The 23,931-nt window shown below is 66.8% G+C and carries 22 protein-coding genes; 8 read left to right on the forward strand and 14 right to left on the reverse strand.

From position 1 onward, the window contains the following. Window position 1: 1 nt before the first annotated feature. From DFLDMN_RS07030 to DFLDMN_RS07045, 4 genes are all read right to left on the reverse strand, one after another. On the reverse strand, window positions 2-982 hold the full coding sequence (locus tag DFLDMN_RS07030) for a beta-ketoacyl-ACP synthase III (protein WP_423197749.1): 981 nt from the start codon (window positions 980-982) through the stop codon (window positions 2-4). 76 nt (window positions 983-1,058) lie between these two features. Further along, entirely contained in the window at window positions 1,059-2,258 is a 1,200-nt protein-coding gene (plsX, locus tag DFLDMN_RS07035; RefSeq protein WP_423197750.1) for a phosphate acyltransferase PlsX, read from the reverse strand. A gap of 237 nt (window positions 2,259-2,495) precedes the next feature. Beyond that, a complete protein-coding gene (gene rpmF / locus DFLDMN_RS07040; protein ID WP_423197751.1) occupies window positions 2,496-2,675 on the reverse strand; it encodes a 50S ribosomal protein L32 in 180 nt (59 codons plus the stop codon). A gap of 151 nt (window positions 2,676-2,826) precedes the next feature. Continuing rightward, on the reverse strand, window positions 2,827-3,438 hold the full coding sequence (locus DFLDMN_RS07045) for a YceD family protein (RefSeq protein ID WP_423197752.1): 612 nt from the start codon (window positions 3,436-3,438) through the stop codon (window positions 2,827-2,829). A 217-nt stretch (window positions 3,439-3,655) separates the two neighbouring features. On the opposite strand from DFLDMN_RS07045, the gene DFLDMN_RS07050 reads away from it, so the two are divergent. Further along, window positions 3,656-4,255: a Maf-like protein gene (locus tag DFLDMN_RS07050; RefSeq protein WP_423197753.1), complete on the forward strand. Its 600-nt coding sequence runs from the start codon at window positions 3,656-3,658 to the stop codon at window positions 4,253-4,255. A gap of 2 nt (window positions 4,256-4,257) precedes the next feature. Further along, a complete protein-coding gene (locus tag DFLDMN_RS07055; protein ID WP_423197754.1) occupies window positions 4,258-4,989 on the forward strand; it encodes an SAM-dependent methyltransferase in 732 nt (243 codons plus the stop codon). 12 nt (window positions 4,990-5,001) lie between these two features. Here the strand turns inward: DFLDMN_RS07055 and DFLDMN_RS07060 are convergent, their stop codons facing one another. Genes DFLDMN_RS07060 through DFLDMN_RS07075 form a run of 4 tightly spaced genes read right to left on the reverse strand, consistent with a single transcriptional unit; the run spans window position 5,002 to window position 8,270 of the window. After that, window positions 5,002-6,162: a S49 family peptidase gene (locus DFLDMN_RS07060; protein WP_423197755.1), complete on the reverse strand. Its 1,161-nt coding sequence runs from the start codon at window positions 6,160-6,162 to the stop codon at window positions 5,002-5,004. Window positions 6,163-6,199: 37 nt separating this feature from the next. Next, window positions 6,200-6,580, reverse strand: coding sequence for a Rieske (2Fe-2S) protein (locus DFLDMN_RS07065; protein WP_423197756.1), 381 nt, complete (start codon window positions 6,578-6,580; stop codon window positions 6,200-6,202). Then, the gene (locus DFLDMN_RS07070) at window positions 6,573-7,232 is read right to left on the reverse strand and encodes an HAD-IA family hydrolase (RefSeq protein WP_423197757.1); all 660 of its coding nucleotides are present in this window, start codon (window positions 7,230-7,232) and stop codon (window positions 6,573-6,575) included. The genes DFLDMN_RS07065 and DFLDMN_RS07070 overlap by 8 nt, the downstream gene beginning before the upstream one ends. A gap of 42 nt (window positions 7,233-7,274) precedes the next feature. Then, window positions 7,275-8,270: an RluA family pseudouridine synthase gene (locus tag DFLDMN_RS07075; RefSeq protein WP_423198344.1), complete on the reverse strand. Its 996-nt coding sequence runs from the start codon at window positions 8,268-8,270 to the stop codon at window positions 7,275-7,277. Between the two features lie 923 nt (window positions 8,271-9,193). On the opposite strand from DFLDMN_RS07075, the gene DFLDMN_RS07080 reads away from it, so the two are divergent. The 5 genes from DFLDMN_RS07080 to DFLDMN_RS07100 all read left to right on the forward strand — a co-directional run bounded on the left by DFLDMN_RS07080 (window position 9,194) and on the right by DFLDMN_RS07100 (window position 16,235). Next, complete coding sequence (locus tag DFLDMN_RS07080; RefSeq protein ID WP_423197758.1) at window positions 9,194-12,397, forward strand: Rne/Rng family ribonuclease; 3,204 nt, start codon at window positions 9,194-9,196, stop codon at window positions 12,395-12,397. Between the two features lie 226 nt (window positions 12,398-12,623). Next, window positions 12,624-13,748 carry a GTP 3',8-cyclase MoaA gene (gene moaA, locus DFLDMN_RS07085; protein ID WP_423197759.1) on the forward strand — a complete coding sequence of 375 codons (1,125 nt, stop codon included), beginning with the start codon at window positions 12,624-12,626 and terminating at the stop codon, window positions 13,746-13,748. A 51-nt stretch (window positions 13,749-13,799) separates the two neighbouring features. After that, window positions 13,800-14,423 (forward strand): molybdenum cofactor guanylyltransferase MobA, encoded by a 624-nt coding sequence (gene mobA, locus DFLDMN_RS07090; protein ID WP_423198345.1) that lies wholly within the window; start codon window positions 13,800-13,802, stop codon window positions 14,421-14,423. Between the two features lie 18 nt (window positions 14,424-14,441). Further along, the gene (gene glp, locus DFLDMN_RS07095; protein ID WP_423197760.1) at window positions 14,442-15,749 is read left to right on the forward strand and encodes a gephyrin-like molybdotransferase Glp; all 1,308 of its coding nucleotides are present in this window, start codon (window positions 14,442-14,444) and stop codon (window positions 15,747-15,749) included. A 207-nt stretch (window positions 15,750-15,956) separates the two neighbouring features. Further along, window positions 15,957-16,235 carry a hypothetical protein gene (locus tag DFLDMN_RS07100; protein ID WP_423197761.1) on the forward strand — a complete coding sequence of 93 codons (279 nt, stop codon included), beginning with the start codon at window positions 15,957-15,959 and terminating at the stop codon, window positions 16,233-16,235. A 72-nt stretch (window positions 16,236-16,307) separates the two neighbouring features. Here the strand turns inward: DFLDMN_RS07100 and DFLDMN_RS07105 are convergent, their stop codons facing one another. The 6 genes from DFLDMN_RS07105 to DFLDMN_RS07130 all read right to left on the reverse strand — a co-directional run bounded on the left by DFLDMN_RS07105 (window position 16,308) and on the right by DFLDMN_RS07130 (window position 23,150). Continuing rightward, the gene (locus tag DFLDMN_RS07105; protein WP_423197762.1) at window positions 16,308-17,867 is read right to left on the reverse strand and encodes a DNA recombination protein RmuC; all 1,560 of its coding nucleotides are present in this window, start codon (window positions 17,865-17,867) and stop codon (window positions 16,308-16,310) included. A 2-nt stretch (window positions 17,868-17,869) separates the two neighbouring features. Then, window positions 17,870-18,865, reverse strand: coding sequence for a 2-hydroxyacid dehydrogenase (locus DFLDMN_RS07110; RefSeq protein ID WP_423197763.1), 996 nt, complete (start codon window positions 18,863-18,865; stop codon window positions 17,870-17,872). Between the two features lie 5 nt (window positions 18,866-18,870). Beyond that, the gene (locus tag DFLDMN_RS07115) at window positions 18,871-20,310 is read right to left on the reverse strand and encodes a sodium:proton antiporter (RefSeq protein WP_423198346.1); all 1,440 of its coding nucleotides are present in this window, start codon (window positions 20,308-20,310) and stop codon (window positions 18,871-18,873) included. A 171-nt stretch (window positions 20,311-20,481) separates the two neighbouring features. Then, window positions 20,482-21,168: a LutC/YkgG family protein gene (locus DFLDMN_RS07120; protein WP_423197764.1), complete on the reverse strand. Its 687-nt coding sequence runs from the start codon at window positions 21,166-21,168 to the stop codon at window positions 20,482-20,484. 109 nt (window positions 21,169-21,277) lie between these two features. Then, complete coding sequence (gene pncB / locus DFLDMN_RS07125) at window positions 21,278-22,456, reverse strand: nicotinate phosphoribosyltransferase (RefSeq protein WP_423197765.1); 1,179 nt, start codon at window positions 22,454-22,456, stop codon at window positions 21,278-21,280. A gap of 73 nt (window positions 22,457-22,529) precedes the next feature. After that, complete coding sequence (locus tag DFLDMN_RS07130; RefSeq protein ID WP_423197766.1) at window positions 22,530-23,150, reverse strand: hypothetical protein; 621 nt, start codon at window positions 23,148-23,150, stop codon at window positions 22,530-22,532. A 434-nt stretch (window positions 23,151-23,584) separates the two neighbouring features. Here DFLDMN_RS07130 and fdxA point away from each other — a divergent pair, with 434 nt between their 5' ends. Then, complete coding sequence (fdxA, locus tag DFLDMN_RS07135; RefSeq protein WP_423197767.1) at window positions 23,585-23,908, forward strand: ferredoxin FdxA; 324 nt, start codon at window positions 23,585-23,587, stop codon at window positions 23,906-23,908. Window positions 23,909-23,931 lie beyond the last annotated feature (23 nt).

Genomic DNA, 23,931 nt, shown 5'->3' on the forward strand with positions numbered 1-23,931 from the left:
CTTACATGCGCAGCAGGACCGCGCCCCACGTAAAGCCACCGCCAACGCCTTCCATCAGCACGGTCTGGCCCGGGCGGATGCGGCCATCGCGCACCGCCTCGTCGAGCGCGAGCGGAATCGACGCGGCCGAAGTATTGCCGTGCTCGTGCACGGTGGCAACCATACGATCGTTCGTCATCCCCAGCTTCTTTGCCGTGCCCTGCATGATGCGGATGTTCGCCTGATGCGGGATCAGCCAGTCGATGTCGCCCGGCACCATCTCGGCAGCGCCGATGGCTTCGCGCGCGACCTTGTCGAGCACGTTCACCGCGAGCTTGAATACGGCCTGGCCGTCCATGTGCAGGAACGGGTTGCCGGTAATGTTGCCGCCCGAGAGATTGCCCGGCACGCACAGGATATCGACGTGGCTGCCATCGGCATGCATCGCCGTGGACAGGATGCCGGGCTCGTCGGAAGCCGTCAGCACCACCGCGCCGGCGCCATCGCCAAACAGCACGCAGGTGGTGCGGTCGTTGAAGTCGAGAATGCGCGAGAACACCTCGGTGCCGATCACCAGCACATTGCGATGCGAGCCGCTGCGGATGAACTTGTCCGCCGTGGCCAGCGCGTACACGAAACCCGAGCACACGGCCTGCAGGTCGAACGCGGCGCAATGGTTGGTGATGCCAAGCTTGTTCTGCACGATGCACGCGGTGCTCGGGAACACGAAGTCCGGCGTCGACGTGGCCACCACGATCATGTCGATGTCCTGGCGGTCGATGCCGGCCGCCTCGAGCGCACGCTCGGCCGCCTTGACGGCGAGGTCGCTGCTCGTGACATCGGGCTCGGCCCAGTGGCGCGCCGAGATACCGCTACGCGTGACAATCCACTCGTCGCTCGTTTCGATACCCTTCTCCGCCAGTTGCGCGGCCAGCTCGTGATTGGTCACGCGCCGCGGAGGCAGGTAGCTCCCCGTACCGATGATTTTTGCGTACTTGGTCATGTATGAATCGGATCGTGTGGACCGTGACACCGCCCGCGGCCGGGCGCGATCTCCGGCCGGATCTCCTGGTGCCGTGTCAGGCGGCATGCTTGTTGGAATGGGGATCGGAAGCGTCGGTCGCCGGGCCACCCGCGGAAGCCTCGGGGCCACCCGGGAGGGTTCCCGATGCGTTGCCGGGAGTGCCACCTGGAGTGCCACCCGGAGTGCCACCTGGGGTCCCACCTGAAGTGCCACCCGAGGTGCCACCCGAGGTGCCACCCGAGGCGCCACCCGACTTGTTGGCGAAGGCCTTTGCGATGCGCTCGACGACGCCGTTACTGGCGGCATCATACCCGCGTTTGATCGCCCACTCAAAAGAGCGGGCGTCGGCCGAGCCGTGGCTCTTGATCACCAGCCCACGCAGGCCCAGCAAGGACGCGCCATTGTGGCGCGCCGGATCCAGGCGCCGGGCCAGGCGCTTGAGCACCGGCATGGCCAGCGCCGCAAGCAGCTTGGTGAACCAGGAGCGCGTGAACTCCTCCTTGATCAGGCTGCCGATCATCTTGGCCAGCCCCTCGGAACTCTTGAGCGCCACGTTACCGACAAAGCCATCGCACACCACGATATCGGTGGTGCCCTTGAAGATGTCGTTACCCTCGACGTTGCCGTAGAAATTCAGCTCCGAAGCGCGTAGCAGCTCGCCGGCGGCCTTGACCACCTCGTTGCCCTTGATCACTTCCTCGCCGATATTGAGCAGGCCGACGGTCGGGTGGTCCTTGTGATCCACCACAGCCACCATGGCTTCGGCCATGCGGGCAAACTGCAGCAGGTGTCCGGGCTCGCAGTCGGCATTGGCGCCGAGGTCGAGCACCGTGGTGCCCCAGCCCTTCTCGTTGGGAATAGTGGTGGCGATGGCCGGGCGCTCGATGCCGTCAAGCGTCTTGAGCACATAGCGGGAGACCGCCATCAGCGCCCCGGTATTGCCGGCCGATACGCACGCGTCCGCATGGCCTTCCTTGACCTGCGTGACAGCCACGCGCATCGAGGAATTCTTTTTCTTGCGCAGCGCCACCTCCACCGGGTCATCCATCGTGATGACCTCGGTTGCGGCGACGATGCTGACGCGCGGATGGCCAACGGCATGCAGCGTCTTCAGCTGGGCCTCGATGGCATCGGGCAGCCCCACCAGCACCATCTCGGCATCGTCGTGGCGGGATAGAAAACTGATCGCTGCGGGCACCGTCACGGACACGCCGTGATCGCCGCCCATGCAGTCGATGGCGAGCTTGATCGTCATTGTTCCCTGGTACGGAATACGCGCCGGCATCCACCGCACTCTAACACCGGCTGCGGATCGGCAGCCTGGCGTTTCGCGGGGACGCTACCAGCCGGACGCGCGAATACGTTGCGGTACCGGCGCGGGCGGGATGATACCCGAGCGCCCAACAAAAAAGCGGCAACGAGCTTGCCGCTTTCCTGTTTCATACCTGACAACGTGCGCGAGCGAGACTCTGGGTCACGCCGGACGACCTGGTCAGTCGTTCTTGGTCTTGATGACCTTGCGACCACGGTAGTAGCCGTTCGGGCTCACGTGGTGACGCAGATGCGCTTCGCCGGTGGTCGGCTCGACCGCCAGGGGCGCAACCGACAGATGGTCGTGCGAACGGTGCATGCCGCGCTTGGACGGCGACTTCTTGTTCTGTTGAACAGCCATGATGACTCCTTCGAGAATTTTGCGATATTAACACAACGCATCCTGCACAAGGCGTAGCCGGGGCCCGGCCGGATGCTTCAACTTGTCAGGCGCCAGGCGCCCGCTCCCTCAATACGCTCAAGCCCTGCGCGGCACGCCCAGCGCGCCGGCATCAATGCCTGGTCGTCTTGAGACCAGCCAGCGCCGCAAAGGGCGATGGCCGCTTTTCTTCCTCGGGCGGCGCCTCGGGCTCCACCTCGCCATCCGCGCCGGTCACGAGCGACTCGTGCACGGACGGACATACAACGTGCTTGGGTGCCGCCGGCAACGCCAGCAACACCTCGTCTTCAATCAACTCCAGGACCGAGAACCGGCGCGATCCGACGATCACGTCCACTTCATCGTCGTCCATCGGCGCGGCGTCGGCCGCTTCCTCGCTCGCCAGCACCTCGAAACGCATCCCGGTCCCGATCGGCTCGGCATAGACCTCGAGGCAACGCTGGCAGTCGAGCCACACGCGCCCCGCGACCGTCACATCGAGAAACAGGCGCTGCACTACCGGCGCGCCGGGCTCCACCGCCTCTTCGCGCATGAAGCCTGCCACCGTGTAGCGGAAGGTCTCGTCCGCCGCGCTATCTGGCGCGCCCTCGGCGGTCTCGGCTATGATGCGCGGCAAATCGCGCACCGCCACCTCTCCCGCCACACTGCCGCCCTTGCGGCAGAACGCGAAAAGATCGGTTTCGCGCAGGTCGAACGCCACGCTGGGCGAAGTCGGCTGGCTCATGATGTGGATGTCGCTGGAGGCCGCCGCCTTTCGGTTCCTGGTTCCTTCTTTTTCGTTCCGTCGATCAACGTACGAACACCGGGAATGCCTGGAACGCCTGGAACGCAAACCAGGCAAGCATGTGCCCTGGCGGCTAAACGCGCGATTATACGGTGGTTTTTCCCCGGCGGCAAAGTTTACCGCCTCAAATCCTCTTTCGCCTCAGACAGTTATCGATATGTCACATGCCTCCCGGCCGCCCCTGATCCTGGGGTCGAGTTCTCCTTACCGCCGCGAGCTGCTGGCGCGGCTGCGCCTGCCGTTCGACGTGGCCGTGCCCGCCATCGACGAAACGCCACAGCAAGGCGAGGCCCCCGAGGCCACCGCGCTGCGACTGTCGCGCCTCAAGGCGGAAGCTATCGGCGCGCGCCACCCGGGCGCGCTGGTGATCGGCTCGGACCAGGTCTGCACGCTCGACGGCGCCCAGCTGGGCAAACCCGGCACACACGCGCGGGCACTGGCGCAACTGCAGCGCATGCGTGGCCGTACGGTCACATTTCACTCGGCACTGTGCCTGCTCGACGGGCGCAGCGGCACCGCCCAGCTCGCCGACGTGCAGACGCGCGTGACCTTCCGCGACCTGCCCGATGCCGACCTGGACGCCTACCTGCGGGCGGAGACCCCTTATGACGTGGCGGGCAGCGCCAAGGTCGAGGGACTTGGCATCGCGCTGCTCGCGCGCGTCGAATCCGACGACCCCACCGCGTTGATCGGCCTGCCGCTGATCGCGCTGACCGGCATGCTGCGCGCGGCCGGGTACCCTTTGCTGACGGATTGAACATGGCCGGCACGCTCTATCTGATTCCCAATACGCTCGGCAAGCGCGACGAGCACGACCCGCTGCCCGACGTGATTCCGGCCGGAGTGCAGCAGATTGCGGCACGACTCGATTACCTCGTAGCGGAAAACGCCAAGACCGCGCGCGCGTTTCTCAAGAAGCTCGGCGCAACCTGCCCGCTGGCACGCCCGATCCAGGAGATCGAGATCCGCGAGCTCAATGTGAATACCCCGGCCGCCGCGCTCGGCGCGCTGCTCGACCCGATCGTGGCGGGGCGCGATGGGGGACTGCTATCGGAAGCGGGCGTGCCGGCCGTGGCGGACCCCGGCGCCGACCTGGTGCGCCTGGCGCACGGCCGCGGCGTACCGGTACGACCGCTGGTCGGTCCAAGCTCTATCCTGCTGGCGGTCATGGGCTCCGGCCTGAATGGCCAGAGCTTCGCGTTCAACGGCTATCTGCCGGTCGATCCCGACGAGCGCGCGCGCCGACTGCGCGAACTGGAAGCCCGTTCGCGCAAGGACCGGCAAACCCAGGTGTGGATCGAAACGCCCTACCGCAACGGCGCCCTGCTCGATGCGCTGCGCCAGCATTGCGCCGGTACCACGCTGCTGTCGGTGGCGGTTGACCTCACGCTGCCCACCGAAACCATCGTCACGTTGCCGCTCTCGGCGTGGACGCCGGAGCGGCTGGCGTTGCACAAGCGGCCGGCCATCTTCTCGCTGCTGGCTGCCTGAGCGCGGGGCGCGTCAGCGTACGCCGAAGCGCCCGCTCCAGATCATGGTCTTCATCGCCGCGGTGCCCATGGCCGCGCCAAAGCGCTTGGCCACGCGCTCGGCGATGTTTTCCTTGACGGTGTAGTCGACGATGTCCTCGGCCTTGAAGAGATCGCGCGCCACGTAGTCGGCGCTGCCCATGCCGTCGGCCAGCCCCAGCTCAACGGCACGCTCGCCCGACCAGAACAGGCCCGAGAACAGCTCGGGATCGTCCTTGAGCCGGTCGCCGCGCCCTTCCTTCACTACGTTGATGAACTGCTGATGGATTTCCTTGAGCATCGACTCGGCATATGCCTTCTGGCGCGGCACCTGCGGCGAGAACGGATCGAGCATGCCCTTGTTGGCGCCCGCGGTGTATAGCCGGCGCTCGATGCCGAGCTTGTCCATGAGGCCGGTAAAGCCAAAGCCGTCCATCAGCACGCCGATGGAGCCGACGATGCTGGCCTTGTCCACGTAGATCTTGTCGGCCGCCGCGGCCACGTAGTAGCCACCGGACGCGCAGATTTCCTCCACCACTACATAGAACGGCTTGCCCGGATAGAGGGTGCGCAGCCGGTGGATTTCGTCGTTGATGATGCCGGCCTGCACCGGCGAGCCGCCCGGAGAGTTGATCTTGAGGATCACGCCCGCCGCGTTGGTATCGGCGAATGCCGCCTGCAGCGATGCATTGATCGACTCCGCGCTGGCCGGCGTGCCGGCGGCGATCTCGCCGTCGAGCGACACCATCGCGGTATGGCGGCCGGACGTGCTGAGCGCGCCGTCGCCCTTGAAGTCGAAAACCGCGAACAGGATCAGCGCCAGGATGCCAAGCCCGACCAGACGGAAGAAGATGCGCCAGCGCCGTGCCGCCCGTTGTTCGCGCAGCGTGGCCATCAGCACGCGCTCGAGCACATCGCGCTCCCAGCGGGCGCCGTCCGCGCCGACCGGCGCCGCCCCGCTGCCGCCGGCCATGCGCGCGCGCCGGGCTTCGGCCTCGCGGCGGGCGGCCTCATCACCGGCACGCAACTCGTGGTCGAGCGGAAACTCGGCCTCGCGCGCCACATCGAGGCGCTGCGCCTCGTCGGGGCTCGCCCCTGGCTTGCCCGACGCTTCGGGGGAACCCGGTTCACCAGGCGGTTTTTGCTGTTCTGTCATGCAATGGACTCGTTGGGTTCAGACTGACGCCCGTATTTCACTGACCTTCGGGCGGTAAAAAAGGGGGTTCCGGCAGCCAGTAGACGGCGCCGTCGCGTTCCTCGATCCGGAGTTTGGCCAGGGAGGCGCCCCGGCAAGGGCCGCCCACGCAGAGGCCGGTGTCAGGCGCGTAAACCGCGCCATGTGTCGCGCACATCAAGTATAGGCCCGCGCTGTCGAAAAACTGGCCCTCCTGCCAGTCCATCTCCATGGGCACGTGGGCGCAGCGATTGAGGTAGCCATGCGCGGCGCCGTCGTAGCGCACCACGAACGCGCCGATCTCGCGCGCCTCCAGCGCGACCGTGAAGCGCACGCCGATGCCGCCGTCCACGAGATCGCCGGACGCGCAGAGCCGCCGTGCCGCACTGGTTTCAGGCATGGGTCAGCAGCCACTCGTGGAGGTCGGCGATGGACGTGGCGCAATGCACCGGTGCCATGGCCCGCAGCGAGTCGGCCGGATGCGCGCCATAGCAAACGCCAAGGCCATGCGCGCCCGCGTTGACCGCCATCTGCAGGTCGTGCGTGGTATCACCGACCATGACCGTGCGCTCGACGCCCTGGCCGAGTTCACGCGTGAGTTCGTGCAGCATGGCCGGGTGCGGCTTGGAAAAGGTCTCGTCGGCACAACGCGTGGCATCGAACAGCTGGCCGAGGCCGGTGGCGGCCAGCGCTCGCTCCAGGCCGACGCGGGTCTTGCCCGTCGCCACGCCCAGGAAATAGTGCTCGGCACGCAGGGCCTCCAGCATGTCGCGCACACCCTGGAACAGCACGAGATCGGCGTCGCGGGTCAGGAAATGGTAACGATAGCGCTCGGCCAGGCGCGGATAGTCGGCCGGGTCCAGCGTGGGCACGGCATAGGACAGCGCGTCCTTGAGTCCGAGCCCGATCACATGGCTGGCGGCACTATCGTCGGGAACGGGCAGGCCGAGGTCGCGGCTGGCCATCTGGATGCACTTGGCAATGGTCGGGGTGGAATCCATGAGGGTTCCATCCCAGTCAAACACGATCAGGTCAAAGCGCTGCCGGGCCATGAGGGTCCTTGAGGATAGGGAGACGCGGGGTGCCGCAAGGCATCAGGCCACCGCGTCCGACCCCCGCAATTGTTGCAGAAAATCGACACATTCGGCGGGCAACGGCGCGGACACCGTGAGCGGCTCGCCGGTGCCAGGGTGCGTAAGCGTGAGCCGGTGTGCGTGCAGGAACATGCGCTTGATGCCGGGCCGCGCGCCGCTGCGGGCAAGCGCCTTGTTGAGCGCGAAGTCGCCGTACTTGTCGTCGCCCACGATCGGGTAACCGGAATGGGACAGGTGCACCCGGATCTGATGCGTGCGGCCAGTCTTGAGCTCGGCTTCGAGCAAGGTGAAGCCCGTAAATGCCTGCACCCGGTTGAACACCGTATGGGAGGCGAGCCCGTCGGCCTGCACCCGCACGCGGCGTTCGCCCTCCGGCGTGCTGTACTTGAACAGCGGCAGCTTTACATGCTGGCGCTGGTTGGCGAATTCCCCGGCCACGCAGGCAAAGTAGCGCTTGTCCATGCCATTGCCGCGGATCTGCTCGTGCAGATGCACCAGCGCCGAGCGCTTTTTGGCCAGCACCAGCACCCCGGATGTCTCGCGGTCGAGACGGTGCACGAGCTCCAGGAACTTGAGCTGCGGGCGCGCGCGGCGCAACTGCTCGATCACGCCGAACGCCACCCCCGAGCCGCCGTGGACCGCCACGCCGGCGGGCTTGTCGATGATCAGCAGGTGCGCGTCCTCGAACAGGATCGGGAATTCCGCGGGCGGGGCCTCGGCGGGCGAGGCCTTCTCGGCCACGCGCATCGGCGGAATGCGGACAATATCGCCGATCTGCAATCGATAGGTAGCGTCTATGCGACCCTTGTTCACGCGCACCTCGCCGGAGCGCAGTACCCGATAAATATGGCTCTTGGGAACGCCCCGCGACACCTTCAGCAGAAAGTTATCGATACGCTGGCCTTCGGCACTTTCGTCGATCGTGACGTACGCCACCTGGAGCCCACTTGCCGTGGATCGCGGCTCCTTTTCAATTTGATGGCGTAACTCATTCATTTTCAATATAATTTCCCGGCTGTTGCCGGCAACTGGCTGGCAACGCAAGGCCTTTGTGTAAAGGTGTAGAGGATATTTGGCGCGGGGATGGCAATGGTATTGCCCATCAGTAACGCAGTGGTATTGCCCACAGTATTCGCGCGAATTTCCGCATTTTACACTTCGGGTTGCCGCCAGCCCGGCCCGTCCCGCCTGTATCGCGTACCCCGCGCAGGCCGGAAGGGCAAATGACGGTATCAGCAGCACGCACGCGCCACGCCGGCGCGCAGGAAGTCGCCCGCAGGCGGCTTCGGCAACGACGGCGGGCACGTGGGAACAGAGCTTTCAGGTAGATCAGAATTTGGATGCGGATGCCGTGTGGCATCCGCAAATGGTGAGAGAAGACCGCCTGCACCGGGAATCCGGTGCCGGCCGGCAGGTGAGCCTGCCAACTGACTTGTCATGCCGGACATGTGGTTCCGGCTAGTACTCCGGCGCCGGTCGCAGAACTCCAAGAAGCAGCCAGCGCGCCCCAGGGAGAAGTCGGGTTGGCATCGGTCGCGCCTGCCGTGTCCGAAAAACTTGCTCTTTGACGCGTCCTGGCCGCCCGGCCGGCCGCGGTGCGAGGCACGGATGCCCATCGATGCATGAGCATGCCGCGCCGGCCGCATCGCCTCCGGTACCCGGGAGTTCGCCGGTCGCCGCTTCTGGAGCAGGGCTTTTTGGCGCCCTTCCCGACCAGCGGACCAGCGGACGACTGCCTCGACGTCAACGACTCTCTCCTCACCCGTGCCCCGCCCGGCCGCTGTCGCGAACGATTCGCCACGACATGCGGCCAGCGACTCCGGCAATTCTCCCGCCCACCGCTCTCTTTCCTCGCGTGCTCCATGGATCGTCGCGCAGCCGGCCACTGGCCATGCGCGACACTGGAGTGAGGTATTGCGATGAAACGCATGCTGTTCAACGCGACGCAACAGGAGGAGTTGCGCGTCGCGATTGTCGATGGACAGAAACTGATCGACATCGACATCGAAACCGCCGGGCGCGAACAGCGCAAAGGCAATATTTACAAGGGTGTCATCACCCGCATCGAGCCCTCGCTCGAGGCGTGCTTCGTCAATTACGGCGAGGAGCGCCATGGCTTCCTGCCGTTCAAGGAAGTCGCGCGCGCTTTCTTCAAGGAAGGCGTGGACGTGCGCAACGCCCGCATCCAGGACGCGCTGCACGAGGGCCAGGAACTGATCGTCCAGGTCGAGAAGGAAGAGCGCGGCAACAAGGGCGCGGCCCTGACCACGTTCATCTCGCTGGCCGGCCGCTACCTCGTGCTGATGCCGAACAACCCCCGCGGGGGCGGCGTGTCGCGCCGCATCGAAGGCGAAGACCGCCAGGAACTGCGCGAAACCATGGCGCAGCTGAACGTGCCGGACGGCATGAGCATCATCGCCCGCACCGCGGGCATCGGCCGCGCGGCCGAGGAACTGCAGTGGGACCTGAACTACCTGCTGCAACTGTGGAAGGCCATCGACGGCGCCGCCGGCGACAACAAGGCCCCGCTGCTGATCTACCTGGAATCGAGCCTCGTGATCCGCGCGATCCGCGACTACTTCCAGCCGGACATCGGCGAAATCCTGATCGATACCGACGAGATCTACGAGCAGGCCCGCGCCTTCATGAGCGTGGTGATGCCCGACAACATGAGCCGCGTCAAGAAGTACCGCGACGACGTGCCGCTCTTCTCGCGCTTCCAGATCGAACACCAGATCGAGTCCGCGTACTCGCGCATGGTGATGCTGCCGTCCGGCGGCGCCATCGTGATCGACCATACCGAGGCGCTGGTCTCGGTGGACGTGAACTCGGCGCGCGCGACCAAGGGCGCCGACATCGAGGAAACCGCGCTGCGCACCAACCTCGAAGCGGCCGACGAAATCGCCCGCCAGCTGCGCCTGCGCGACCTGGGCGGCCTGATCGTGATCGACTTCATCGACATGGAGTCCGGCAAGGCCCAGAAGGACGTGGAAACGCGCCTCAAGGACGCGCTGCGCCATGACCGCGCACGCGTGCAGATGGGCAAGATCAGCCGCTTCGGCCTGATGGAGCTGTCGCGCCAGCGCCTGCGCCCGTCGCTGTCCGAGGGCTCGCACATTACCTGCCCGCGCTGCAATGGCACGGGCCATATTCGCGATACCGAATCGTCCGCGCTGCAAGTGCTCCGCATCATCCAGGAAGAGGCGATGAAGGAGAACACCGCGGCGATCCATTGCCAGGTGCCGGTGGAAGTGGCGGCCTTCCTGCTGAACGAGAAGCGTCAGGAGATCAACCTGATCGAGCTGCGCTTCAAGGTCAACGTGCTGCTGATCCCCAACAAGCACCTGGAGACCCCGCACTACAAGCTCGAGCGCCTGCGTCACGACGATCCGCGCCTCGAGGAGTCGACCGCCAGCTATCGCATGGCGGAAGCCGCGGCCAAGGAACTGGAGGCCGATACCAGCTACAGCAGCCGCAAGAAGGAAGATGCGCGTCCGCGCCAGGAAGCCGCCGTCAAGGGCATCACGCCCGACGCGCCGGCGCCGGTGTCGGTGCCGCGCCCCGAGCGCGCGCCGCGTCCGGAGGCCCCGGTCGCGCGGCCGGTGCCGGCCACCCAGCCGGTGGCCAGCGGTGGCTTCATGGCCTGGCTGAAGGGCCTGTTCGGTGCCCGTCCGGCCGCGCCCGCCGTGGAGACGGCGCGTGCGGGTGGCGAAGCACCGGCACGCGAAGCGCGTGAGGGTCGCGAGGGCCGGGAAGGCCGTGGCGAGGGCCGCCGTGAGCGTGGCGAGCGCGGCCAGCGTGGCGAGGGCCGTGGCCGCAATGGCGAGCGTGCCCAGCGCGGTGAGGGTCGCGAGGGTCGTGAAGGCCGCGAGGGTCGTGAAGGCCGTGAGGGGCGTGAAGGCCGTGAGGGGCGTGAGGGGCGTGAGGGCCGCGAGGGCCGCGCCCCGCGCGGAGAACGCGCCGAGCGCGGCGAGAAGGAGCCGCGCGGCGAACAGCGTGCCGAGCGTCCGGCCCGCGCCCCGCGCGAAGGCCAGGCCGCACCGGCCGTAGCCCGCCAGGCGGAAGTCGCCGCAGGCGAGCGCGGCGATGCGCGCCAGGAAGGTGGTCGTCGCGAGCGTAATCAGGAACGCAACCAGGAGCGCCGCGAACGTCAGCGCGACCGCCAACGCGAGCGCGGTGAAACGCGCGACGCCGATCTGGCGGAAGCACCGCTCGCAGCGGAAGACGCAGCTGTGGCCCAACTGGCGCCGCAGACCGCGTTCGAAGCCATCCAGGCCGCACCGGCCACGGAACTGCAGGACGGCGCCGAGCGCGCCGAAGGCCTGGAAACCGTGGGTGGCGAAGCAGGTGAAGGCGAAGAGCGCCGTCGCCGCAATCGTCGCGGCCGCAACCGCTATCGCCGCGAGCGCGACGAGGCACAAGGCGCCGACGGCGATAACGTCGGCAACCTCGCCGAAGTGGCGGCAGGCGTGACCGAATCGGAGTCCGATCTGGTCGAAGCTGCCGCGCCGCTGGTGCCGTCCGCCGAAACCGCGGTGGCCGTGGTGGCGCCGGCACCGGCTGCGCCGATCGCGGCGGAACCCGTGGTAGCGGCACCGGCCCCGGCGCCCGTGTTTGCCCCGGTCACGCCGGAAGTGGAACCTGTGACGGCGAGCTATGCCGCGCCCGAGCCGGTGCGCGCCGCGCCGGAAGCCCCGGTGACGCCGGTGGCCACCCCTGCGGAGACGCCCGTGGCGGCGCCGACTGCGCCGGTGGCTCCGACAGTGGCTCCGACGGTGGCTCCGACGGTGGCTCCGACGGTGGCTGCCGCCCCGGCCACCCCGGCCATCACCGCGGCCCCGGCAACCCCGGTGGCACCGGTGGCGGCTCCGGCGCCTGCGACGGCCGGCCTGACGGTTGCCACGCTGGAGCCGATGCTGGCGCAGGCTGGCCTGCAGTGGGTCCATACGGACAGCGACAAGCACCGTGTCGCCCAGGAAGCCGCCGCGCGGATCGCGCCGGCCCCGCGGGTGCCGCGCGAGCGCAAGCCGCTGCCGCCGCTGCCCCAGGGTCCGATGATTCTCGTCGAGACCGGTGGCAACCAGCGCGACATGGCCACGCAGCAGCAACAGCAACAGCAGTAAGGCCATGACGGCAGCCCCGCCCGCAGCAGTTCACGGGCGGGCGGTGCCGGAACCGGTCTTGCGGACGAAAAAAGGGACGGCTCAGCCGTCCCTTTTTGTTGAGGGCCCGACTGTACTCCTCCAGACAATCCCCATGTGTACGCCACCGCGCGCCCGGTGCCGCGCGGGTTCCGGCTAGAATGGCAGCCAGAGCGGTGGCAACACCGTCGCCCCTGCCCCCGAGTCCATGACCGACACTGTCATCCCGATCCTCGACCTGCGCGACCATCGATATCGATCGATGGTGCCGAGCATTCCCGCCACGCTGGTGCCGCCCACCGGGCTGGTGACGGACACGCGCGGCCGTATGCTCCACGACCTGCGCATTTCGGTGACCGACCGTTGCAACTTCCGCTGCATCTATTGCATGCCCAAGGAAGTGTTCGACAAGGACTACACGTTCCTGCCGCATTCGGATCTGCTCAGCTTCGAGGAAATCGAGCGCGCGGCGCGGCTGTTTGTCGCCCAGGGCGTCGAGAAGATTCGCCTGACCGGCGGCGAACCGCTGCTGCGCAAGAACATCGAAAAGCTGGTCGAGATGCTGGCGCGCATCGAGACCGTCTCGGGCAAGCCGCTCGACCTCACACTGACCACCAATGCGTCACTGCTCGCGCGCAAGGCACGGGCGCTGCGCGATGCCGGCCTCACGCGCGTGAGCGTGAGCCTCGACGCCATCGACGATGCCACTTTCCGCCGCATGAACGACGTGGATTTCGCGGTGCGCGACGTGCTCGACGGCATCGAGGTGGCGCAGTCCGTGGGCCTGGCCCCGCTCAAGGTCAACATGGTGGTCAAGCGCGGCACCAACGACGCGGAGATCGTGCCGATGGCGCGTCATTTCCGCGGCAGTGGCATCATCGTGCGCTTTATCGAGTTCATGGACGTCGGCGCCAGCAATCACTGGCAGATGCACGATGTGCTGCCGTCGGCCGAGGTCGTGCGCCGCATCGACGCGGAGTTTCCGCTGGAGATGGTGCCGGCCAACTACACGGGCGAGACCGCCGAACGCTGGCGCTACCGCGACGGTGGCGGCGAGATCGGCGTGATCTCGAGCGTCACGCATGCGTTCTGCGGCGACTGCAGCCGCCTCCGCCTCTCCACCGAAGGCAAGCTCTACCTGTGCCTGTTCGCCACCGAAGGCTACGATCTGCGCGCGCTGCTGCGCGGCGGCCATGACGACCTTGCCATCGCCAATGCGATCGCCGAGGTCTGGCGCGGCCGCGCCGACAATTACTCGGAACAGCGCAGCAATCCCGCCGTGCGCGAGGCGCGCGCGGAGCGCAAGATCGAGATGTCCTATATCGGCGGCTGACCTCGTGCCGTGCCCGCGACTCCCGCACGCACCCGTTGCCTGCCCCTTGCCATGATCGAACGCGCGCAGATTACCGGACTGGTGCTGGCCGGCGGCCGCGGCAGCCGCATGGGCGGCACCGACAAGGGTCTGCAACCGTTGCATGGCGTGCCGATGGCAGTGCATACGATGCGCCGCCTTGGGGTCCAGACCGGTGCCCTGCTGCTCAACGCCAATCGCAATGTCGACGCCTATGCGGCGGCGGGGATGCCCTTCGATGCGGCCGTCGTCCCCGACCAGGAGCTGGACGGCGTGCCCGCCTTTGCGGGTCCGCTGGCGGGCATGCTGGCAGGCCTCGACCGCTGCACCACCGCATGGATGGTGACATCCCCGTGCGACACGCCGTTTCTGCCTGAAGACCTGGTGGCGCGCCTTGCCGCCGCGCTCGATGCCGAACAGGCCGAAGTGGCCATTCCCGTCACCGTCGACGCCAGCGGCCGGCGCCAGGTGCAGCCGGCCTTTCTGCTGATGCCGGTGAGCGCGCGCGACGACCTGCGCGCGTACCTGACGCAAGGTGGCCGCAAGATCGAAACGTGGGCGGCCCGCCACCGGCTCGTGGAAGTCCCGTTCCAGGACGCCGCGGCCTTTGCCAATATCAATACGCTGGACGACCTGCGCGCCTTCGAGGCGCCTTGACCGGAACCCATCACGCCCATGCCTTCCCTCCAGTCCGTCATCTCGTGCCTGTCCGACTACGACCCCACCGCGCTGACGGTGGCCCAGGTCAATGCCATCATCGCCGACGTGATCGAGCCGATCCGTGGCGTGGAACAGGTGGCCATCCGTTCCGCGCTGGGCCGCGTGCTGGCGGAGGACGTGGTGTCGTCGCTCGACGTGCCGGCGCACGACAACGCGGCCATGGACGGCTATGCGTTTGCGGGGGCGGTGCTGGCCCAGGCCGGAGGCGACACGGTCTGCCTCGACGTGATGGGCACCGCGTTCGCGGGCGATGGCACCGGGGCGGCACCGGACGCAGGACAGGCGGTTCGCATCATGACCGGTGCCGTCATGCCGCCCGGCTGCGATACGGTGATCCCGCAGGAGATGGTGGAGCTGCTGCCGGCGCCCGATGCCAGCGCGGGCGCCCAGCGGGTGCGCTTTGCCACCCGCGCGGTACGTGCCGGCGATAACCGCCGCCTGCGCGGCGAGGACCTGGCGCGCGGGCAGGCGGCCTTGCCGCGCGGGCGCATTCTGCGGCCGGCCGATATCGGCCTGCTGGCGTCGCTGGGCGTCGCCGAAATCAAGGTGCGGCGGCGTCTGCGCGTGGCGTTTTTTTCCACCGGCGATGAACTGCGATCGATCGGCGAGCCGCTTGATCCTGGCTGCGTCTACGACTCCAACCGCTACACGCTGCACGGCATGCTGCGCCGGCTCGAAGTGGACCTGATCGACATGGGCGTCGTGCGCGACGATCCGGCCGCGCTCGAAGCCGCGTTTCGCACCGCCTGCGAAAGCGCGGACGCGGTCATCACGTCCGGCGGCGTGTCGGTGGGCGAAGCCGATTTCACCAAGCAGACCATGGCAAGGCTGGGCGAGGTCACGTTCTGGAAGATCGCCATGCGACCCGGTCGTCCGATGGCGTTCGGCCGGATTGCGTCGAACGGCCACGAAGCCCTGCTTTTCGGCCTGCCGGGCAACCCGGTGGCGGTCATGGTCACGTTCTACCATTTCGTGCGCGCCGCCCTGCATCGACAGATGGGTGCAGTGGTACCGCCGCTGCCGCTGATCCGCTTACGCAGCGCGGGGCCGATCCGCAAGAAGCCGGGCCGCACCGAATATCAACGCGGCATCGTCGCGCGCGGCGCCGATGGCGAGATGGAAGTTCGCCTCACGGGCCAGCAGGGTTCGGGGGTGCTGCGCTCGATGAGCGAGGCCAACTGCTTTATCGTGCTCGATCACGCGCAGGACATGGTGGCGGCCGGCGATCGTGTCGACGTGATGCTGTTCGATGGCCTGGTCTGAACTGGTATGGATATGTGACATTGATGATGGGAATCGATAACGATACCATCGGCCAAACTGTCGTTTTTGCGCACCACTCGTCGCGGGCGTGCTGGCTCGGCCCCATGATTTGCGCATGCGTTACCAATGCAGACTATGCGGCCATAGGCGCAATCGCTACACTTGCAGCACGCAAAATCTGAATGATCCCTACCCCATACTGCCGTGATGAACCAGGAGATTGCCTACCTCCACCCCGTCAAGACCGCCCGCGCGCTGGTGCTGGTCTACCTGTGCTTCTCCGTACCGATCGTGGCACTGGCATTGTTCGTGGCTTATCTGCGCGATGAGAACCTGCCGGCAATTGCCTGGCTGACGGCGATGATCCTCAATGCGCTGCTTGGCTTTGGCCTGCTGTGGCTGGCATGCAAGGCCTACAACTGGGTCGCCGCGCGTTTCGGCGGCATCGAGGTCCATGTACGGGAACTGACCGGTCCGCAGGACTGACGCACCGCAGGACCGACGCACCAAAGGACCGATGTACCGCGCGTAGCCGATCCTGATCCTGCGGCAGGGTTTTCAGGCTTGGGTTCCCCCCTTGGTTCCCACATTGGTTTTCGCATTAGGTGCCACATTGGGTGCCACATTAGGTGCCACATTGGGGGCAGCATCGATCCCGGCGCCCATCGCGGCACCGCCATCGTTACCACCGTCCGCACTCGATGGTGGCGCACCGGCACCCTTTGCTCCTTCTGCTCCTTCTGCTCCTTCTGCTCCTTCTGCTCCTTCTGCCCCTTCTGCACCCATAGCACCCATAGCCCCCACCGCGGCCGTTCCCAGCAACTGTTCCGCCATCTCGCCGGGCAGCGCTTCCACCGTCCGCAGTTTGCGTTCCATCTGGCGCGTCCGCACTTCCGCCTGTTCGATATTCCGTGCCGCGCGCACCAGCGTATCGCGCGTCTTGGCCAATACCTCGCCGAACTTGCCGAATTCGGTCTTGACCGCGCCAAGCACCTCCCACACCTCGCTCGAGCGCTTCTCCAGCGCCAAGGTACGAAAGCCCATCTGCAGACTGTTGAGCAACGCGGTCAGCGTGGTCGGTCCCGCCACCGTGACGCGGTAATGCCGCTGCAGCAGGTCGGTCAGGCCCGGACGGCGTAACACCTCGGCGTACAGCCCTTCCGTTGGCAGGAACAGGATCGCGAAATCGGTGGTGGCCGGCGGCGACAGATATTTGTCGGCAATCTTCTGCGCTTCGCCGCGTAGCGCGACTTCGAGCTCGCGGCCCGCGGCCGCCACACCCTCGACATCGCCGCGCTCCTGCGCATCGACCAGGCGCTCGTACTGTTCCTTCGGGAACTTCGCGTCGATCGGCAACCAGACCGGGTCGCCACCGAGTGCCTTGCCCGGCAGGCGAATCGCAAACTCCACGCGCGCGCCGGAGTTGCGCACGGTTTCGACATTCTTGCCGTACTGGTCCGCGGTGAGCATCTGCTCCAGCAGCATCTCCAGTTGCACTTCGCCCCACGTGCCACGCGTCTTCACGTTGGTCAGCACGCGCTTGAGATCGCCCACGCCCTGCGCCAGCATCTGCATCTCGCCCAGACCCCGGTGCACCTGTTCGAGCCGATCGGACACCAGCCGGAACGATTCACCAAGCCGCTGTTCCAGCGTGGCGTGAAGCTTCTCGTCCACCGTGCGACGCATTTCCTCAAGCTTGGTGGCGTTGTTCGATTCGATATCGCGCAGCTTCTGCTCGATGGTGGCACGCACCTCCACCAGCCTGCGTTCGTTCGATTCGGTCAGACGGCCAAGCTGCTGCGCGAAGGTATCGATCTGGTTGTTCTGCAGCCGCGCGATCTCGGTCAGCTGTGACAGCAGCGCCTGCTGCAGCCGCATCATCTGCTGCCCGGCCTCGCCGCGATTGGCGCGCGCGGATTCGTCGATCTCGTGGCGCAGTTCGCGCTCCACGCGTTCGAACCCGCGTGCGGCGTCGTCACGTACCTGCCCGCGCAACTCGGCGAGCTGGCGCGCCAGTTCGCCCGCAGGCGACCCTGCCTGCGTACGCCACAGCAGCAGCAACAGCAACACCACCGCGACCAGCGCGGCAACCAGCGTCAGGAGCGACATCCACGTCATGGTCAACGACGCCGCGGCATGACGTCGGGATTGATGACCGAAGGCGGCTTGCCCGCCTGCGGGCCCGCATCGAGCGCGGCAATCAGGTTGTCGGCGGCAAGATTGGCCATCGCGCGGCGCGTCTTTTCGGAGGCGCTCGCGATATGCGGGGTAAGCACGACGTTCGGTACCGTCAGCAGGTCCGGATGGACGCTGGGTTCGCCCTCGAACACATCGAGCCCGGCCGCGAAGATCTGGCGCGCGCGCAACGCCTGCGCCAGCGCCGCATCGTCGACGATACCGCCGCGCGCAAGGTTGATCAGCGTGGCGGTGGGCTTCATGCGCGCCAGCTCGGCCGCGCCGATCGCATGATGGCTGGCGGGACTATATGGCAGCACCAGGATCAGGTGGTCGGCCTGCGCCAGCAGTTCCTCCTTGCCGACGTAGCGCGCGTTGAGCGCGCGCTCGGTGTCGGCGGGCAACTGGCTGCGGTTGTGATAGATCACCGGCATGCCAAAGCCCGCAGCGCGGCGGGCGATGGCCTGGCCGATGCGGCCCATGCCGAGAATGCCGAGCGTGGCGCCATGGATATCCATGCCGACCAGCATGTCGTAGCTCCAGCGTTCCCATTTGCCCGCGCGCAGATAGTGCTCGGACTCGGTCACGCGCCGCGCCGTGGCCATCAGCAGTGCCCAGCCGAAGTCCGCGGTGGTCTCGGTGAGGACATCCGGCGTGTTGGTCGCCACCACGCCCGCCGCGGTCAACGCCGGAACGTCGAGGTTGTTGTAGCCGACGGCCATATTGCAGACCGCGCGCAGTTGCGGCAGCGCACCGACCAGCGCGCCATCGATGCGGTCGGCGGCGTTGGCCAGCACGCCGGCCTTGCCCGCCAGCCGCTGCCGCAGCGCGGCGGCGTCGAGCACCGCGTCTTCCTGGTTGCTGTCGACGTCGAAGTACTGCGCCAGGCGGTCGATCACGTCGGGGAAGATCGCGCGCGTCACGAGAATGGAGGGCTTCATTGCGGTCACACGTGGAAGAAGATGAACGTCATCACGAAGAAGATCGGCAGCAGGATCGTGCCCGACCATGCCATATAGCCGAAGAAGCTCGGCATGCGCACGCCGCGGTGCTCGGCAATCGCCTTGACCATCAGGTTGGGCGCGTTGCCGATATAGGTATTGGCGCCCATGAATACGGCACCGGCCGAGATCGCCGCCAGCGTGGACGCGTCGCGCGTCATCAGCGTGGCCGGATCGCCGCCGGCGGTATTGAAGAACACCAGGTAGGTCGGCGCATTGTCGAGGAACGACGACAGCATTCCGGTGGCCCAGAAATACATGCTGTCAATGGGTTGGCCGTTGGCGTCGCTGACCATATGGATCACGCCGGCGAAGGCACCGTCGGTGCCGGCGCGCAGCATGGCGATCACCGGGATGATCGTAAGGAAAATGCCGGCGAACAGCTTGCCCACCTCGAGCATCGGCTCCCACGTGAATTCGTTGCCGCGGCGCGCGCTGCCCGGCGTCAGGTATATCGAGAGACCTGTCAGCACGATCAGCAGCACATCGCGCACGGCGGCCGGGAGCGGCACCTCGGTGCCCATGACGTCGAACACGATGCCGGGCTTCCACAGCCCGCTCATCAGGACCAGCGCGATCACGCCCAGCAGCAGCACGAAGTTGATCTTGCCCTCGATGCTGATGCGCGGCGTGTCGGGCGTGGGATCGACCGGCAGCGCCTCTTCCTTGTTCAGGTAGTAATGGCGGTCGACAACATAGAACACGACCAGCAGCACCGCACAGAGCAGCACGGTCTCCGGCAGGATATGGCGCAGCGTCCAGAAGAAGTCCACGCCCTTGAGAAAGCCGAGGAATAGCGGCGGATCGCCAAGCGGCGTCAGCGAGCCGCCGGCATTGGCCACCAGGAAGATAAAGAAGACCACCACGTGCGCGACATGCCGGCGGTTGTCGTTGGCGCGCAGCAACGGACGGATCAGCAGCATGGCGGCGCCGGTGGTGCCCATGAAGCTGGCAAGGACGGTGCCGAGCGCGAGCAGCCCGGTATTGAGCCGTGGCGATCCGTGCAGGTTGCCGCGTACGCAGATGCCACCCGCGATGACAAACAGGGAGGTCAGCAGCACGATAAAGGGGATGTATTCCCCCAGCAGCGCGTGCACGACGTTGGACGCGGCCGCGTGCGCGCCGAACATGACGCCGAACGGCACCAGGAACAGCAGGCCCCAGCCCGCCGCGATCTTGCCGTAGTGGTGGTGCCAGAGCGCCGGCGCCAGCAGCGGGCACAACGCAATCGACAGCAGGATGCCGGCGAACGGCAAGCCCCACACGGGGGACAGCGCGGCACCGTCGATTTCCGCGGCGCTGACCAGCGACGGCAACAACAGCAGGGTCAGAGACAGGCTCAGCGTCCGCAACCGGAACAGAGGCAACAGGGACAGAGGCAACAGGGACAGAGACGGGAACAGAGACGGGGACAGCGAGAGAAATGGCTTGGCGGCACGTCGCATCGGGCAAGGGCTCCTGGTCGCGAAACGAAGGCCAAGTGTAAAGCAAACCCCTTTGAGACAGGTCTCAAATTGCGCCGCAATCTCCGCAAACTGGTGCGCGGGGCCGGGCCCTCAGGCCTGATCGACCACGATCACGTGCACGCGATACGGGCCATGCGCGCCCAGCACCAGCGACTGCTCGATATCGGCGGTACGCGACGGCCCGCTGATGATATTGGTGGCGCGCGGCAGCTGGCCGCGCTCGTCGCGCATGCGCGCAAAGGCGTCTTCGAGATTGGCGACGATGCGCGATGCCGGCACCACCGCGATATGCGTCTCGGGCAGCAGCGCAGCCGACGCATAGGTCTGCGGCCCCGAGAACAGCATCAGCGAACCGGTCTCCGCAATCGCGCAGAAGCATCCGGTAATGCCGACGAGGTCGCCATGGTCACGGTCACCCTCCACATCGCGCACCGGCGGGCGCGCCTCGACCTCCAGGCCGTGCGCTGCCCATGGCAGTTCGCCGAGCGACTCCCATGCCACCGCGCGACGGGCCAGGCCAAGCCCGTCGAGGTAACGCGCGGCAGCGGCGGGCACATCGGCGAGGGTAGCCACGCGATCGACCGTCGACGCCATTTTCTGCGCCTGCTCGCTAAACACCTGCGTCCGGTCGTCACCAACCGGCGGACGCGGGCCTTGCGGATGGCGGGCGAGGTAGTCCGCCACCGCTTCGCGCTCGCCGGGCGTCACCTCGCGCGGACGCCCCTGGGCGGCGCGGATGCGGGCAAGGATTCGGGCGCGGGCGGTACTGGTGTCCATGGGCGGCTCAACGGGTGAAGATCGCGGGAAATCGGCGGAAAGCCCGGCGATTATAGAGGCAGCGCATGCGCACGCCGCGCCGGCGGGCCCGGCGCGCGCGTGAATTTTCCTAAGCGGCGGCCTGAACGGCAAACACCTGGCGCAGGTAGGCCAGGTAGCCAGGATCGTCGCACATGGTCTTCTCGGGGGTATCGGACAGCTTGGCCACCGGCTGGCCGTTGCAGCGCACCATCTTGATCACGATCTGCAGCGGCGTGTAGCCCAGATCGTTGGTCAGGTTGGTGCCCACGCCAAACGCGAGCCGGCAGCGGCCGCGGAAGCGCTCGTACAGTTCGATGACCTTGGGGATATTGAGCGCATCGCTGAAGATCAGCGTCTTGCCGCGCGGGTCGACGCGATTGGCGGCGTAATGCGCGAGCATGCGCTCGCCCCATTCGAGCGGATCGCCCGAGTCGTGACGGACACCGTCGAACAGTTTGCAGAAGTACAGATCGAAATCGCGCAGGAAGGCATCGAAGCCATAGGTGTCCGATAGCGCAATCCCGAGGTCGCCGCGATATTCGCGGGCCCAGCTCTCGAGCGCGAAAACCTGCGAATCGCGCAGGCGCGGCCCGAGCGCCTGGCACGCCTGCAGGTATTCGTGCGCCATGGTCCCGAGCGGAATCAGGTTGTGCGTGCGCGCGAAATGGACGTTGCTGGTGCCGGCCAGTTGCGAGCCGAGCACGGTGCGCGCGGTCAGCAGCACCTCCTCCTGCCAGTCGCGCGAGAAGCGGCGGCGCGTGCCGTAGTCGGCGATCACGCATTCGGCGTACGGCGCGGCCTTCAGCAGCTCGAGTTTGGCTTCCAGACGGCGCCGGCCTTCGGCGAGGTCGGCTGCAGGTTGCGTGCGCCGGAAGTAGACCTCGTTGACGATGGCGAGTAGCGGCACCTCGAACAGGATGGTATGGAGCCAGGGGCCGCGAATGATGATGTCGATTTCGCCGCCGCCCTTGGGCGACGGCGCTACCTCGACGTACTTCTGGTTCAGGTGGAACAGCGCGAGGAAGTCGACGAAGTCGCTTTTGACAAAGCGCATCGCGCGCAGGTATTCGAGCTCTTCGTCCGTGAAGCGCAGCTCGCAGAGATGGGCCAGTTCGGCGCGGATATCGTCGACGTAGGGTGTCAGGTCCACGCCGGCATTGCGGCATTTGAAGCGGTACTCGACCTGGGCTTGCGGAAAATGATGCAGCACCACCTGCATCATCGTGAACTTGTACAGGTCGGTGTCGAGCAGCGAGCGGATAATCATGACGGGCCAGACGGCGTTGCCGGTTCAGGCAGACATGCTAACCGATGTGATGCGTCTGTGACGCGCGCCCGGCTCAGCCGCCATCGAGAAAGCGTTGCGGCGCGCGCGGCTTGGGGCCCCCGTCCAGACACCAGAGCGGGCCCGCCGCGGTGCCGCCTTGCGGCCCGCCCTGCCCGCCTCCCTGGGCGCCGCCATATGCGCCACCATACCAGCCGCGCCGCCGTTCGCGGCTGCCGGCGCCCGCGTGCGCATCGCCATTGCCGGCGCACGACACCAGCGTCGCGCGCGCTCGCGGCACCCCCTGCGGCAGCGGCTCGGCAAAGCGGCCGGACGGCGCCATGATGCGCTCCTCGTAGACCGACTGGCCGGCATGGTCGAAGCGCAGCACCTGCACCATGGCATCGGGCGGCGGCTGCAGGTCGGGACCGCACGGCAGGAATCCCTCGCGGCCGCAGTTGGCCATGGCGACGCCGGCCGGCGCGCGCACCACGCTGAAGCTGTCCCACTCGAACGCGGTCAGGGCCGAGAGCGTCACCGGCTGGTCGCTGCGGGCGCGCCATGCCACCAGCCGCGCCACCACGCTGTCGGCCGTGGTCGACGTTGCGGCCAGCGTCTGCGCCGGGGCGGCCGGCGCCAGCAGGCTGGCGACCAGCGCAAGACTGGCGCAAGACAGGCGACGGCGGGACAGCGGCATGGAGGCTCCTGGGCGGGACATGGATGGCAACAGTGGCAAAGGTAGCAACAATGGGTGGCAACGGGGCGTAACCCCGGCAAAACCCCGTATGGCACAGGGGAATAGTAGGCGGGAATCGCGCCAGGACGGCCGCGTACCGCCGGCGCGTGCCCCCTCCCGCAGGCTCCGCGGCACCCCGCAATACGGGTCCGCACGGGCGATGGCCCAAAAAAGCCCGCAAATCACATAAAGAAATAAGAAAACTATCTGACCTGGCTATATAGAGCCGCTATCCTTGCGGGAAGGCTCGGCTACAATAGCGGTCTTTGAAAGGCCACGGCCCGCGCTCGCCCATGCCGCGTTGCGACAACCTGCCCGCGCGATATCCGGGGGGGAAGGGATCAGTGGCCCATATTGTTTCCCATCGAAGACCGATCCGTTTTTCTGGAACCGAAATGACTCACGTTGTCACCGAATCCTGCATCCGTTGCCGCTACACCGACTGCGTTGATGTGTGTCCGGTCGATTGTTTCCGCGAAGGCCCGAACTTCCTGGCCATCGACCCCGACGAATGCATCGATTGCGCCGTGTGCGTGGCCGAGTGCCCGGTGAACGCCATTTACGCCGAGGAAGATGTGCCTGGCGACCAGCAGCAGTTCATCGAACTGAACGCCGAGCTGTCCCGGGTGTGGCCGTCCATTACCAAGACCAAGGCCCCGCTGGCCGAGGCCGAAGAGTGGAAAGACGCCACCGACAAGCTGCAGTACCTGCAGCGGTAACTACCAATAGAAAGCGAAAGCCG

The sequence above is a fragment of the Cupriavidus sp. H19C3 genome, assembly GCF_049393815.1.
In the GTDB taxonomy this organism is placed as follows: domain Bacteria; phylum Pseudomonadota; class Gammaproteobacteria; order Burkholderiales; family Burkholderiaceae; genus Cupriavidus.

Excerpts from the sequence above, each read along its gene's own strand:
- DFLDMN_RS07030 (WP_423197749.1), bottom strand. The coding sequence starts at position 982 with ATGACCAAGTACGCAAAAATCATCGGTACGGGGAGCTACCTGCCTCCG.
- plsX (WP_423197750.1), bottom strand. The coding sequence starts at position 2,258 with ATGACGATCAAGCTCGCCATCGACTGCATGGGCGGCGATCACGGCGTG.
- rpmF (WP_423197751.1), bottom strand. The coding sequence starts at position 2,675 with ATGGCTGTTCAACAGAACAAGAAGTCGCCGTCCAAGCGCGGCATGCAC.
- DFLDMN_RS07045 (WP_423197752.1), bottom strand. The coding sequence starts at position 3,438 with ATGAGCCAGCCGACTTCGCCCAGCGTGGCGTTCGACCTGCGCGAAACC.
- DFLDMN_RS07050 (WP_423197753.1), top strand. The coding sequence starts at position 3,656 with ATGTCACATGCCTCCCGGCCGCCCCTGATCCTGGGGTCGAGTTCTCCT.
- DFLDMN_RS07055 (WP_423197754.1), top strand. The coding sequence starts at position 4,258 with ATGGCCGGCACGCTCTATCTGATTCCCAATACGCTCGGCAAGCGCGAC.
- DFLDMN_RS07060 (WP_423197755.1), bottom strand. The coding sequence starts at position 6,162 with ATGACAGAACAGCAAAAACCGCCTGGTGAACCGGGTTCCCCCGAAGCG.
- DFLDMN_RS07065 (WP_423197756.1), bottom strand. The coding sequence starts at position 6,580 with ATGCCTGAAACCAGTGCGGCACGGCGGCTCTGCGCGTCCGGCGATCTC.
- DFLDMN_RS07070 (WP_423197757.1), bottom strand. The coding sequence starts at position 7,232 with ATGGCCCGGCAGCGCTTTGACCTGATCGTGTTTGACTGGGATGGAACC.
- DFLDMN_RS07075 (WP_423198344.1), bottom strand. The coding sequence starts at position 8,270 with ATGAATGAGTTACGCCATCAAATTGAAAAGGAGCCGCGATCCACGGCA.
- DFLDMN_RS07080 (WP_423197758.1), top strand. The coding sequence starts at position 9,194 with ATGAAACGCATGCTGTTCAACGCGACGCAACAGGAGGAGTTGCGCGTC.
- moaA (WP_423197759.1), top strand. The coding sequence starts at position 12,624 with ATGACCGACACTGTCATCCCGATCCTCGACCTGCGCGACCATCGATAT.
- mobA (WP_423198345.1), top strand. The coding sequence starts at position 13,800 with ATGATCGAACGCGCGCAGATTACCGGACTGGTGCTGGCCGGCGGCCGC.
- glp (WP_423197760.1), top strand. The coding sequence starts at position 14,442 with ATGCCTTCCCTCCAGTCCGTCATCTCGTGCCTGTCCGACTACGACCCC.
- DFLDMN_RS07100 (WP_423197761.1), top strand. The coding sequence starts at position 15,957 with ATGAACCAGGAGATTGCCTACCTCCACCCCGTCAAGACCGCCCGCGCG.
- DFLDMN_RS07105 (WP_423197762.1), bottom strand. The coding sequence starts at position 17,867 with ATGACGTGGATGTCGCTCCTGACGCTGGTTGCCGCGCTGGTCGCGGTG.
- DFLDMN_RS07110 (WP_423197763.1), bottom strand. The coding sequence starts at position 18,865 with ATGAAGCCCTCCATTCTCGTGACGCGCGCGATCTTCCCCGACGTGATC.
- DFLDMN_RS07120 (WP_423197764.1), bottom strand. The coding sequence starts at position 21,168 with ATGGACACCAGTACCGCCCGCGCCCGAATCCTTGCCCGCATCCGCGCC.
- pncB (WP_423197765.1), bottom strand. The coding sequence starts at position 22,456 with ATGATTATCCGCTCGCTGCTCGACACCGACCTGTACAAGTTCACGATG.
- DFLDMN_RS07130 (WP_423197766.1), bottom strand. The coding sequence starts at position 23,150 with ATGCCGCTGTCCCGCCGTCGCCTGTCTTGCGCCAGTCTTGCGCTGGTC.
- fdxA (WP_423197767.1), top strand. The coding sequence starts at position 23,585 with ATGACTCACGTTGTCACCGAATCCTGCATCCGTTGCCGCTACACCGAC.